The sequence below is a fragment of the Streptococcus sp. KR genome (assembly GCF_002238115.1).
Lineage (GTDB): Bacteria > Bacillota > Bacilli > Lactobacillales > Streptococcaceae > Streptococcus.
In genome coordinates this window covers 1-570 of record NZ_NGVM01000113.1, presented here as the reverse complement: position 1 = coordinate 570, position 570 = coordinate 1, and the positions used below count along the sequence as shown (strand labels likewise).

1 protein-coding gene is annotated in these 570 nt (G+C 37.5%); it reads left to right on the top strand.

The features are described 5' to 3' along the window. Positions 1 to 570 (top strand): type IV secretory system conjugative DNA transfer family protein (locus CBI42_RS11145; RefSeq protein WP_142294124.1); only part of this gene is annotated, 570 nt, incomplete at both ends.

The following is a 570-nucleotide window of genomic DNA, read 5'->3' as shown; positions in this document are numbered from 1 at the left end:
GAACTGAACGAACATCAACCTAACAACTATGCTTATAAACAGTGGAAATTATTCCAAAACTTCAGAGGTGAGACAAGAAACAGTGTGGTAGCGATTTTGTCTTCTCGCTATTCTATCTTTGATCATGAAGATGTACGAAACTTGATCAGTGAGGATACCATGGAAATGGATACCTGGAATACGAAAAAGACAGCTGTTTTTATTGCTATTCCTGAAACCAATAACGCCTTTAATTTTCTTTCCTCAATCTTGTTTGCGATTGGTTTTGAAGTTCTCACACATAAGGCTGATGATATCTTGCAAGGGAAAGTACCTGGCTACAGTAGAAAAAATCTTCGCCACATTCAGTTTATCTTCGATGAGTTTGCACAAATTGGCCGTATTCCAAACTTCGCCCAGGTCCTCTCTTCTATTCGTAGTCGTGAGATGTCTATTAAGATTATCATCCAAGCTGTCAATCAGCTAGAATCACTTTATAAAAGTGATTGGAAGACCATCTTTAATAACTGTGCTACTCACCTATTTTTAGGTACGAATGACAAGGATACAATGGAATACTATTCTACAAGG